Below are 11,358 nucleotides of genomic sequence, written 5' to 3'. Positions count from 1 at the left end.
AATGTGACGACAAATGCCGCACGCCGATGCGCCGCCCGGCCGTCCGGCCGACGCCCATCCGGTCAGAACTGGTAATTCACCGACATGTCGAACACGCCGTTCGTCGACTGCTGCGTGATCGGGCTGCGCCTTGCGCGGCCCACGAGCTGCTCGATCGCGCCGTCCACCGTGACGAACCAGTGCTTGTTGACGAACCAGACCATCGTCATGCCGGCGCCGAACGACTTCATCCCCGCACCCGGCGAATAGGTCCGCAGCCCCGAACGCGCGGACGCCCCCTGATTCACGCCGAACCAGCCGTTCATGTAGCGCGAATCGGCGAACGACACGGTCGGGCCGGCGAACCAGAAAAAGTGCTCGTTGCTGCCCGGCATCGGCATGTACGCGGAGAAATCGCCGACCCAGCCGTTCGAGCCGCCGATACTGCGCCGGACATCCGCGCGCAGCACGAGCGGGAACTCCTTCGAGATCACGTAATCGGCCGCGAGCTTCATCACCGGCGCCGCGTTGATGTTGTCGAGCCCGTTCAGGTGGTCGAGATCGTCGGCCGAGCGGCGCCCGAGGTCATAGCCGACCGACAGGCTCACGCGCCAGTTCGGCCCGCGCAGAACGTTCGCGCCGAGCCCGTCGCCCGTCGACAGGAAGAACAGGTCCCGATAGCGCACATCGAAATTCGGGCCGCCCATCACGCGGTAGCGGTCGGAACCCGCGTAGCGCGGCTGCAGCGTCATCGCGGCGCCCACGCTGACCTGCCATGTGGGAACGGTCGGATTGAACAGTTTCTGCAGCGGCACCCCCGCCGAGTATTGCCATTCGCCCAGCGGCGATGGTGTCTGGGCCGACGCGTCGCGGGCGCCGGCGGCCGCGAGCGCGGCGAAAGCCGACAGGCCGGACACGAACCGGCGGGTGGCGGGTGACAACAACGGGCGAGCAACGGTCATCAAGGCGGTCTCCGTCGGTTGCGCGAAACGAACCTGCAGGAAAGCGCGTCGCGCTTGTCCAGCTGCCAGGGCAGGCAGCCGACAGCGCGAACGTAGCGTGCGCTGAATTAACGAACATCCTACGCGAGCCGCAGCGAACCCGCAAAGCGCCCGTTGAGCACGGGCACTTTGCCGGTTTGCGGCACGAGCAGGCGGATGGTTGCGGAATCAGAAACGCTCGACGTGGTAGTCGCCGGCGAGCGCGGCCGGGCTGCGCTTGGACATCATGCGCGAGAACCCATCGGCGAGCCGCCCGAGCGCGAGCTGCTTCTGGCTCGCGTCCCAGTGCGTGTAGGTGTCGTAGGCGGAATCGTCGAACGACACGGTGACGGCGACCGGGCGGCCGCTGGCGCGAAAACCGATATGCAGCACGCCGCCCGGCAACTCCTCGATGTGATAGCGCAACGAGCGCGACTCGAAATAGCGGCCCAGCACCTGGGCGATCGCGCGCTTGTCCGGCGATTGCACGTGAATGTCCATGATGGTCCTCCTTTCAGTAATCGCGCGGCCGGCCGCGTTACGCTGCGTCCGTCCGGCATCCGCATCGGTGGCGGCTGCGACGGCGGATCGCCATGCGGCGGCCCCAGGGGCACGGGCGGATCGACCGGATCGTCGTGCTCGGGCCGCGTCGGGTCAGGATCGACGTCGGGTGTCGGTTCGGGGCGGTGCAGCATGGATGGCGTGTTCATGTCACTCCTGCGCGGCGGCTCGCGCGTGTCGATTGGCGCGGCGACCGTACGCAAGCAGCGTGCCCGCACATCGTTGCCGACACGCGCGGCGTCATCCGGCGTAAGCTCCAATCACCAGCGACACGATGCGCCCTTCGGCGGCGAGCTTCACCGCGAGCGCGAACGGATCTCACGCCGCGCACCGTGCGACCAGCTTCCCGCCGCCGCGCGCTCGCCGCCCCCCGTGGACGGTGGTTCGACCAGCGGCAAGCGGCCGATGTGTCTACCACTCCGGCCGGCTCAATGAGCCGCGAGCGTCATGCCGCCCCAACCCGCACGGGTACGGCGCTTGCGCTTTTCGTTACGTGTAAGGAGGTTCGATCATGACCGCTCATGCCCCCGGCCGCCCCGATGCCGTGTCCCCGGCTGCCGGCATAGTCTTGCTCGCCGCGTCGCGCAAGCCGTCCAATGACAAGACGGAGAAGCGCATCGACGAAGGGCTCGAGGAGAGTTTCCCGGCCAGCGATCCGCCCGCCGTCGGCGGCGCGACCCGTATCGACCCCGCGAAGCCGTCCGGCCCGCGCGAACGTCGCGCGCCCGACGCCCCACCACCGCCCCGCGATCACGGCTGACGGCGGCACCCCGGCCCCCCACCCTGCGCGACAGCGTAGCCCGGAGCCGGCATAACCGGAGTGAAGTGATGAACCGCATCGAACGTGCATGGAACGAAGTCAGCGGCGCCGCGGGCGTCGCGGCACTGGCCGCGATCGAGAGCGCAGTGGTGCTCGCCATCGTCGTGATGACGGGGGTCGGCCACTGATCATCGGTTGCGCGCCGGCCGCGGCCATCGTCGTGGAAGATGTACAAGCTGGCTGGCAAATTTCTCCGTGGCCCGGGCGCGCTGCCCGCACGGGTGCCGATTGAACGCGGCACGCGTTCTGCTTCCGGTTCGTCTCGCTCACGAAGGAGGCGTTCATGTATCGCGTCAACGAGATCATGTCGCGCGACGTAGTGTGCGTCGCGCCGACCGACACGATTCGCCATGCAGCCCAATTGATGCAGCGCTTCGACATCGGCGTGCTGCCGGTCTGCGACGGCAACGAGCTCGTCGCGGTCGTGACGGACCGCGACCTCGCGGTGCGGGCACTGTCGCACGGGCATTCGCCCGACACGCCCGTGAAGGCCGTCGCCTCCGGGCCCGTGCAGTGGTGTGTCGAGGACGACGGCGTCGGCGATGTCCAGCAACGGATGGCCGACCTGCAATTGCACCGGATGCCGGTGCTCGATGCGAAGCACCAGATCGTCGGCATCGTGTCGCTGGGCGACATCGCGACGCGCGCGGGCGGCCCGGCCCGCGACGAGCTGGCGAACACGCTCGAGGACGTATCCCTGCCGCGCCGCCGCTAACGCGGCCGGCCCTTCCCTGCGCGGCTGCGAGCCACTGCGCCGCGCCGCTTCGACCAGGAGAAAAGCGATGACAACGGATAGACCTTCGCCCACGCATGCGCGCATCGTCGGCGACAGCGGCCGTTCGGCCGGGGGGCCGGGGCCGGACGTGATGGCCGCCGGCACGCTGGAAGGCGATCACGTCCTGACGATCGACGGCGACGACATCGGCAAGGTCACGAACATCATGCTCGACGTCCGCTCCGGGCGGATCGCCTACGCGGTCGTGTCGTCGGGCGGCTTTCTCGGGATCGGCGGCAAGCTGCTGGCGGTGCCGTGGAATGTGCTGACGCTCGATGCCGAGCGGCACTGCTTCGTGCTGGCCGTGTCGACCGAGCGCGTGCGCGAAGCCCCCGGCTTCGACAAGGACCACTGGCCGACGATGGCCGATTCGATCTGGGCCGAGGCGCTGCACACGTACTACGGTGCGTCGCCGTACTGGCTGATCGAGGAAGGCGAAACGCCGCTCGACGCGCCGCCTTACGAGGCGTCGCCGGGCGGCCCGGAAAGCGGCACGCGGCACTGAGCGACGCGCTACGGGTTGGCCGCGCGGATCAGTGCGCGGCCGCGATCGAATTCTCGAGCTGGCGCGCGGCGTTCAGGTGCGCCTTCAGCGTCGGCAGCGAGCCGGCCGCGAACGCGCGAATCTGCGGGTCGCGCCCGTTGCGCGCTTCGGCTTCGTACAGCTTGATCGCCGCCTCGTGCGCGTTCGGCCCCACCAGCGCGACATAACTCTTGTCGAATGCGTGACCGTTCTTGGTTCGCAGCGCCGTCACCTCCGGATCGACGACCATGCGCGCCTGCACGGGCACGCCCTTTTGCGCGCCGAGGCGGCGCAGCTGCGTAGCCATATGGTCGTGATCGTCGATCATCCGCCGCGCGAAGGCCTTCACGTGCGGATTCGACGACCGATCGAGCGCGAGTTCGCTCGCTTGTGATGCCGTCTTGCCGATGATGCCGGCCTTGTCGACGAATTCGGCATCGATGCCGCTCGGCCGCCGCGTCATCTCCGCTTCGTCGGGGGTCTCGCCCGGACGAACGACGCCCGGCGCGACATGAATGGACGATGCCGGCGGTGCCTGCGCATGCACCGGCGTCAATGCCGGCGGGCCGAGCACCGCGAGCATCGCCGATACCAGCATGCACGCGGTGGCGCCAAGCACGACGCCTCGGTGTGGGTTACTGTCGTTCACGTTCATCCGGACCTCCGGATTCGTCGACGGATCGGCCTCGCCGAACGCTGTGGCCCATCCGTCATGCGGGACGATGCGCGGAAATGAAGAAATCGGTCCACGCACCGTCGCTCGATGCACCCTCGATGCGCTCAGTGGCGCCGCCCGGTGCCGCCCGTCGCGTCGGCGGGTGATACGTCGACGATCACGCTGGCCAGCGTCGGAACGTCGACCGGCTTGCACAGATACGCGTCGAAGCCGGCGGCCATCACGCGGCTGCGGTCCGCCGTGCCCGCATGCGCGGTCACCGCGACGACCGGCAGGCGCCCGCCGCCGTCCGGCAAGTCGCGAATGTGGTCGAGCAGCCAGAAGCCGTCGCCGTCCGGCATCGCGAGATCGGACAGCACGACGCTCGGGTGCTGCTGCGCGACCACGTCGAGCGCGTCGTGTCCCGATTGCGCGGTCGACACCTCCGCGCCCAGCGTTTCGAGCGCGGCCGCGAGGCTGGCGCGCGACGTCGCGTCGTCGTCGACCACCAGCACGCGCCGGCCGTCGAGCGCGACCGCCGTCGACGCTCCGCTCGGCCGTACCGGATGGCCGGTCGTCGTATCGTCGGCACCCAGGTCCGCCGGCAGCATGACGGTCACGGTCGTGCCGCGCCCTGCGCCTTCGCTCGCCGCCGCGACCTCGCCGCCGTGCAGCCGCGCGATGTTGCGCACGATCGACAGGCCGAGCCCGAGGCCGCGTTTCGGCAACGCGGGCGCGCCTTCCGGCCGGCTGAACGTATCGAACAGATGCGGCAGGCGTTCCGCGGAAATACCTTGCCCCGTATCGGCGACCGACAGCCGCACGCGCGCGCCGGCCGGGTTCAACGACACCTTGATGCGCCCGCCCGGCGGCGTGAACTTGATCGCATTCGACAACAGGTTCGACAGCAACTGGCGCAGGCGCTCGGCGTCCGCGGCAATCACGCAGCTGGGCATCGCGCATTCGGTCGACAGCTCGAGGCCGTTCGCCTCCGCCGTCTCGCCGATTTCGCGCACGGCCTCCTGCACGATGCGCACGAGGTCGACCGGCGTGCGTTCGAGCCGCACCCGGCCCGTCGCGAGCGATGACGCGTCGAGCAGGTCGCCGACCATCCGCGACAGCGAGCGCGCGCTGCGATCGATCGCGTCGATCGCCTGATGCGCGAAGCCCTGCCCCTCGCCGCTGCGCAGCACCTCGACCCAGCCGTAGATCACATTCAGCGGCGTGCGGAGTTCATGCGACACGGTGGCCAGCAGTTCGTCCTTCATCCGGTTCGACTCGTCGGCCTGCACGCGCGCGTCTCGCGCGCCGCGCAACATGCGCAGATCGCGCTGCTCGCAGCGGCGGCGTTCGCGCGCCTCGCGCAGCGTCATCGACAGGCCGGTGCAATTGCCTTGCGCGTCGACGATCGGCGACGCCGTGAAGGTCGCCCGAAAGCGGCTGCCGTCGCGGCGCAGGCACAGAATGTCGAGCGGGCCGGCCGGCGCGCCCGCGTCCGCGAACGATGCGGGCACCGGATGCAACCGCAGCCAGCGCGGCGCGATCAGCATCGTGACGTCGTGCCCGATCGCCGCCACCGCGTCGATGCCGAAGAGGCGCCGCGCGGCCGGGTTCCAGCTCGTGATGCGCCGCGCGACATCGACGCCGACGATCGCGTCGGGCGATGCATCGACCACGCGGCGCAGTACTGTGTCGTCGACCGAGCGCGCGAGGGTTCCAGGTTGAGGTTCGCGACGCGGCGAGCGTGCGCCGTCCTCTTCCGCATCCTCGGCGCCGCGCAGGCGGTCGCTGGCGAGCAGCGGCTTGACGGCCATCACGAGCACGCACTCGACGAAGCTGATCGCGACGAACGCACCGGCCTGGGAGAGGAGATCGGGCAGCGGCGCATTGCGCCACCACAAGGCGCCGATCACGGCGAGGCTCACCGCGCTCGCGGCCACGCCGCCGGCAAACGACGTCAGCCAGGCTGCAGCCGCGACACCGGCGTAGAAAGGCAGCGGCGCGAACGGTTCGTGCATGCCGATGACGTGAATCGCCCACGCCTGCAGCGCAGCCGCCACCCCGACGGCCAGCACGACCCATATGCCCTGCCGAAACAGCTCACGGGTAAAGGTCCTCATCGTTTCCCTGCATCGCACCGGCAACCGTCGCTCGACGGCATGCTGACTCGGCGGTCGGCATCCGTCACGCGTGCCGGGCGAGCTACTTGGCGCAGCAACACGCATGCCCGATTGCGAGGTGGCGCGCCATCACCGCGTAATCCACGTGAGGCCCCACTGTCGTGGCGCTCGGCCTTGTGCGGCCTTTGGTCATGCCCAACGCGCGCTTGCAAGTGCCTTTCGCTTTTTCATTCAGCAGGTGTAAAAAGGCACCAATGGCGTGCGCGAGTCCACATACCGGCATCGCGATGCTGCAATCGCCTATTTCTTCCGGTATCGCGCCGGACATTGGAAATTTCTATGTCGGGGCACCTTTTGGTCCGTTCCGCTGTCGATGATAAATATTGCAACGAGGGAAACGGGCGATGCCGATTTTCAAAACGGCTCGCTGACGCCTATGGCTGAAACCGCAAACCGTCCGAAGCAACGCGCCGATGCACGCCAGCTGTCCGGCCGCTCCGCGGTGATGCGCACGTTGCTCGACCGTATCGAGAAAATCGCGCCGACCCGCGCGAGCGTGATGATTGCCGGCGAAAGCGGGGTCGGCAAGGACATCGTCGCGCGGCGGCTGCACGACCTGAGCGCGCGCCGAGACGGGCCGTTCGTGCCCGTCAACTGCGGTGCGATTCCGGCCGACATCGCCGAAGCGCAATTGTTCGGCCACGAGAAAGGGAGTTTCACCGGCGCGATCGCGCAGCGCGAGGGGTTCTTCGAAGCCGCGTGCGGCGGCACGCTGCTCCTCGACGAGATCGCGGAAATGCCCGCGGCGCTGCAGGTGAAGCTGCTGCGGGCGCTCGAATCGAACACGATCGTGCGCGTCGGCGGCACCGAGTCGATTCCGCTCGACGTGCGCATCGTGTCGGCCACCCGCCACAACCCGGCCGATGCCGTGCGGGACGGCCGGCTGCGCGAGGATCTGTTCTATCGGCTCGCGACGATCGCGCTGCACGTGCCCGCGCTGCGGCAGCGCGAGGACGATGTCGAGGCGCATCGCGCTGGAGATCGTCGACGGCTGAACGAGCGGCACCGCTCGCACAAGCAGCTGACCGATGCCGCGATCGCCGCGCTGCGCGCGTATTCATGGCCCGGCAACGTGCGCGAGCTGCACAACACGATCGAGCGCGCGTACATCCTCGCCGACGACGGCATCGACGTCGCGCTGCCGAAGCCGACGCTGCTGCCCGACCAAACGTCGGACGACGCGATGGCGCTGCCGCTCGGCGCGACGCTCGCGCATACGCAGCAGCGCTTCATCGCGGCCACGCTCGATCACTTCGACGGCAACAAGCCGCAAGCGGCGAAAGCGCTCGGCATCAGCTTGAAGACGCTCTACAACCGGCTCGCGCTGATGCGCGACGGCGGCCCCGCCTGAGCGTCGCCGCGCGGCGGCTCGATCTGCGTCACCCGGCGCGGGTCACGCGACCTTGAACTGCCCGACCGTCGTCGCGAGCGCGTTCGCCTGCGACTGCAGCGCGGTCGCGGCCGCGGTCGACTGTTCGACGAGCGCCGCGTTCTGCTGCACCATTTCGTCGAGCTGCGTGACCGCGCGATTCACTTCCTGGATGCCGCGCGTCTGCTCGTTCGCTGCGTGCGTGATCTCGGAGATGATCGTCGTCACGTTGGCGACGTTCGACACGATCTCGCGCATCGTGTCGCCGGCCTGGCGCACCTGCCCCGACCCGGCCGACACGCTCGCCACCGTCGACTCGACCAGCACCTTCACCTCGCGTGCGGCTTGCGCGCTGCGTTGCGCGAGGCTGCGCACTTCCTGCGCGACGACCGCGAAACCGCGGCCCTGCTCGCCGGCGCGCGCCGCTTCCACGGCCGCGTTCAGCGCGAGGATGTTGGTCTGGAACGCGATGCCGTCGATCACGCCGATGATGGCGCCGATCCGGCCCGACGCTTCCTCGATCTTCCCCATCGTCGCCACCACGTCCGACACGACCACGCCGCCGTGCGACGCGATCCGCGAGGCCGCGGCCGCGCGTTCGTCGGCCTGGCCGGCCGCCGCCGCCGACTGACCGACCGTCGCGGTGATCTCTTCCATCGACGCGGCCGTTTCCTCGAGGCTCGCCGCCGCCGATTCGGTGCGCGACGACAGGTCCTGGTTGCCCGCAGCGATTTCGTTCGCGGCCGTGCGCACCGATTCGCTCGCGTCGCGGATCTGCCGCATCACGTCGTGCAACTTGTCGACGAAGCTGTTGAACGAGCGCGCGATATCGGCCACTTCGTCGCGGCCTTCGGCCGGCAGGCGCTGCGTCAGGTCGCCCGTGCCCGAGCCGATCGACGCCATCGCCTGACGCACCTGCGACAGGCGGCGGAATGCGGTCGTGGTGATCGCGCCGATGATCAGCGACGCGACGCCGACGATCACGACCAGCGTGACCAGCGACGCGGTCAGCAGCGAGCGCATCCCGGCCGTCGCTTCTGACTTGTCGAGCAGCACCAGCGCATACCAGTCGGTGCCCGGCACGGCCTGTGCGCGCGCGAGCTTCGCGTCGCCGCCGACGTGCACTTCGACCGGCGCGGTGGCCGCGGCCAGCGACGCGGCGCTCATGCCGCCGAGGTCGGGCGACACGTCGGCCACCGGCTTCAGCGTGAGCTTCGCGTCGGGATGCGCGACGACGTGGCCGTTGCTGTCGATCAGCATCCCGAAGCTCGCGGGCGTCGGGTGGATCGACTTCACGTTCGCGATCACGCTGTCCATCGCGACGTCGGCCGCGACGACGCCCTTCAGCGCGCCGTCGCGCAGGATCGGCACCGCGAACGTGACGACCAGGTTGCCGGTGCCCGCGTCGACGTAAGGCGGCGTGACGACCGGCTTGCCGGCCTGCGCGGCCTGCTTGTACCACGGGCGGCCGGTCGGATCGTAGTCGGGCGGGATGCCGGTCGGGTCGGAGAAATGGAACACCTTGTCCGGGTAGCCCGCGTACACGTTCGTGAAGCTGCCGGCCGCGGCCATCTGCTTGAACACAGGCAGCGGATCCGGCGACAGCGCGGCGTCCTGCAGCGACGCGATCATCCGGCTCCTGGTCGCGACCCAGTCGCCGATGCCGACCACATGGCCGCTCGCGACGGAGGTCAGGTTGCGGTCGATCGCGTCTTCGTTGTACGAGCGCGCGATGAAATAGTTGATGAGCGTGGTGGCGACGAGCGCGAAGACGACGATGGCGACGCACGCGGCAAGAATACGGGTCCGGATGGACGAAAACATGGCAACGACTCGGTAAGGAAGCGGGACCGCCCGGTGGACGGATTCACCGGGTAAACGGCATCCGCGCCACTTACTTGAGGCCGTTGCGGCAATTCAATGAAACATGTGGAGAAAGGCGCTGCCGGCGCGTAAGCGCGTTGTAGGCGCGCGGGCGGCGGTTTGCGCTGCGAGATGGCGAGCGTACCGGTCGAACGCCGGCCGCGGCCCGAGTGCACCAGTGACGTTGATCGCGGCGAGCGTCCGTCACAGACGGCGATCGGCACGCGTGTCCGGCTCCTTGTGCTGCGTACCGGACGAGGTGTCGCGCTCGAGGTCGTCCTGTCTGCGCATCCGTTCGCGCAGGTGACGAATCGCGAACACGTGGATGTAGTCGTGCACGCGGGCATCGGACGACAAAGCACGCACTTCGTCGTCGAGCATCGTGCGCAACTGGTCGTCGCCGATCTCGCGCTGTTCGGCGACGGCTTTCAAGGCTTCAAGCATGGTGTCCTGTTGTGACATCGACGGGCTCCTGACGGTCGAGGAACGAAAGGAAAAAAGACGCTACCGGAAGATTAAGGACTGAACGGCCGCCCGGCGTACGATGCGCCGAAGCGTGTTTGCGCGCGATCAACGACACCTTGCGTGCCGCCGCGCCGATCGATTGCCGGATCGGCCCGCGCGCGGGATTCGCGGTGCGCATGGCCCGCGAACGACTGGAAGGATTGCCACGCCACCCCGAGGCGCGGCACCGCCGTTCGCGCGGACGATGGAACCGTCGCGCGACGCCGATGCAATGAGCAACTTAGACCGGTCGAAATCCCGCGTCAAGCAAAGCGCGCCGGCGCGATTCGTCTGTTTTTATGCACCGCATCGCCGCGCGCACATGGCGTGCCGCGGGCCGCGCGTCGCGCCGCGGCGGTCGAACGCCGGTGCCGTTTGTCAGCGGATTCCGATACGCCGCACGTAATGTCTGACAACGAGTTCAGCGCGCGCCGATTGGCAGCGCGGTATCGGTGACGGATACTGATGTCATGAACGATACGTTCATATCCGGTCATCGCTCAGCCGGCCGTTGAGTCGGCATGCGGGGTCCGGCGCAGGAGACCAATCATGGGACATCGCAATTTCCCGGCCCGGGACGGACGGCGGCGCACGCCGTCCGCGCCCGCCGCGCGGGCCGGTATCCAGCCGCCCGACGATCTCGACGCGTTGCTCGCGATCGCGCGCGAAGCGGGCTTGCTCGTGATGCTCGACGGGCAGATCGGACGCGAAAAATACCAGAGTGTCGCGGGGTCGGTGCTCGCGCTGCAGCGGTTCGCCGCTGCGCTGCGCGCGCGGGCCGACGCCGACACACCGGCCGTTGCCGTCGCGGAGCCGCGCCGCAAGGGGCGACCCGGCTGGCCGCGGTTGCGCAATCGCACACCGGGCGGACGAGGACATCCGCATGGCGTGCGTCGCGGCGCCTGCGTATGCCGCATCACCCGCCGCGGGCGCGACCAGCGAACGATGCGCTACATATGAAAGCCTGAACGCAGCAGGCGCGGCACGGGGCCGCGCGATGGCTGCGACGACCGCGCCACCCAATCCGGCCGCGAGCGCTGCGCGCCTCGCTTTGCCGTCATTCGCGCCGCTCCGCCGTCGCGCGATCGCGTACCACCACGCGCCGATTCATCCGGCGACATCGATTAAGACAATACCTGCGAGGAAAGT

General features: G+C 68.9%; 12 protein-coding genes. 6 read left to right on the top strand and 6 right to left on the bottom strand.

Translation table 11 applies throughout. From position 1 onward, the window contains the following. Nucleotides 1-62 precede the first annotated feature (62 nt). Entirely contained in the window at nucleotides 63-941 is an 879-nt protein-coding gene (locus ACP26O_RS28425) for a MipA/OmpV family protein (protein ID WP_011658806.1), read from the bottom strand. 207 nt (nucleotides 942-1,148) lie between these two features. After that, entirely contained in the window at nucleotides 1,149-1,460 is a 312-nt protein-coding gene (locus ACP26O_RS28420; protein WP_006750981.1) for a hypothetical protein, read from the bottom strand. Nucleotides 1,461-2,031: 571 nt separating this feature from the next. Here ACP26O_RS28420 and ACP26O_RS28415 point away from each other — a divergent pair. The 3 genes from ACP26O_RS28415 to ACP26O_RS28405 all read left to right on the top strand — a co-directional run bounded on the left by ACP26O_RS28415 (nucleotide 2,032) and on the right by ACP26O_RS28405 (nucleotide 3,620). Beyond that, nucleotides 2,032-2,280: a hypothetical protein gene (locus ACP26O_RS28415; protein WP_175662786.1), complete on the top strand. Its 249-nt coding sequence runs from the start codon at nucleotides 2,032-2,034 to the stop codon at nucleotides 2,278-2,280. A gap of 343 nt (nucleotides 2,281-2,623) precedes the next feature. Then, nucleotides 2,624-3,055, top strand: a complete 432-nt coding sequence (locus ACP26O_RS28410; protein ID WP_006750985.1) for a CBS domain-containing protein — start codon at nucleotides 2,624-2,626, stop codon at nucleotides 3,053-3,055. Nucleotides 3,056-3,122: 67 nt separating this feature from the next. Further along, nucleotides 3,123-3,620 carry a PRC-barrel domain-containing protein gene (locus ACP26O_RS28405; protein ID WP_011658803.1) on the top strand — a complete coding sequence of 166 codons (498 nt, stop codon included), beginning with the start codon at nucleotides 3,123-3,125 and terminating at the stop codon, nucleotides 3,618-3,620. A 28-nt stretch (nucleotides 3,621-3,648) separates the two neighbouring features. On the opposite strand, the gene ACP26O_RS28400 is transcribed toward ACP26O_RS28405, so the two are convergent. Then, nucleotides 3,649-4,293 carry a DUF4142 domain-containing protein gene (locus ACP26O_RS28400; RefSeq protein ID WP_175662787.1) on the bottom strand — a complete coding sequence of 215 codons (645 nt, stop codon included), beginning with the start codon at nucleotides 4,291-4,293 and terminating at the stop codon, nucleotides 3,649-3,651. A gap of 125 nt (nucleotides 4,294-4,418) precedes the next feature. Further along, nucleotides 4,419-6,413 carry a hybrid sensor histidine kinase/response regulator gene (locus tag ACP26O_RS28395; protein WP_175662788.1) on the bottom strand — a complete coding sequence of 665 codons (1,995 nt, stop codon included), beginning with the start codon at nucleotides 6,411-6,413 and terminating at the stop codon, nucleotides 4,419-4,421. A gap of 373 nt (nucleotides 6,414-6,786) precedes the next feature. Between ACP26O_RS28395 and ACP26O_RS28390 the strand changes: the two genes are divergently transcribed. Further along, the gene (locus ACP26O_RS28390; RefSeq protein WP_426356349.1) at nucleotides 6,787-7,824 is read left to right on the top strand and encodes a sigma-54 interaction domain-containing protein; all 1,038 of its coding nucleotides are present in this window, start codon (nucleotides 6,787-6,789) and stop codon (nucleotides 7,822-7,824) included. Between the two features lie 42 nt (nucleotides 7,825-7,866). Here the strand turns inward: ACP26O_RS28390 and ACP26O_RS28385 are convergent, their stop codons facing one another. Both ACP26O_RS28385 and ACP26O_RS28380 read right to left on the bottom strand, forming a co-directional pair. Next, nucleotides 7,867-9,666: a methyl-accepting chemotaxis protein gene (locus tag ACP26O_RS28385; RefSeq protein ID WP_175662790.1), complete on the bottom strand. Its 1,800-nt coding sequence runs from the start codon at nucleotides 9,664-9,666 to the stop codon at nucleotides 7,867-7,869. Between the two features lie 243 nt (nucleotides 9,667-9,909). Beyond that, nucleotides 9,910-10,167, bottom strand: coding sequence for a DUF3562 domain-containing protein (locus ACP26O_RS28380; protein WP_011658797.1), 258 nt, complete (start codon nucleotides 10,165-10,167; stop codon nucleotides 9,910-9,912). A gap of 98 nt (nucleotides 10,168-10,265) precedes the next feature. On the opposite strand from ACP26O_RS28380, the gene ACP26O_RS28375 reads away from it, so the two are divergent. Both ACP26O_RS28375 and ACP26O_RS28370 read left to right on the top strand, forming a co-directional pair. Beyond that, nucleotides 10,266-10,445: a hypothetical protein gene (locus ACP26O_RS28375; protein ID WP_105831027.1), complete on the top strand. Its 180-nt coding sequence runs from the start codon at nucleotides 10,266-10,268 to the stop codon at nucleotides 10,443-10,445. A 313-nt stretch (nucleotides 10,446-10,758) separates the two neighbouring features. After that, nucleotides 10,759-11,169, top strand: a complete 411-nt coding sequence (locus ACP26O_RS28370) for a hypothetical protein (protein ID WP_175662791.1) — start codon at nucleotides 10,759-10,761, stop codon at nucleotides 11,167-11,169. Nucleotides 11,170-11,358 lie beyond the last annotated feature (189 nt).

It is taken from the genome of Burkholderia sp. R-40, assembly GCF_049942845.1.
GTDB lineage: Bacteria > Pseudomonadota > Gammaproteobacteria > Burkholderiales > Burkholderiaceae > Burkholderia > Burkholderia ambifaria.
The sequence above is the reverse complement of the archived record's forward strand: the minus strand, read 5'-3'. Positions and strand labels throughout refer to the sequence as shown.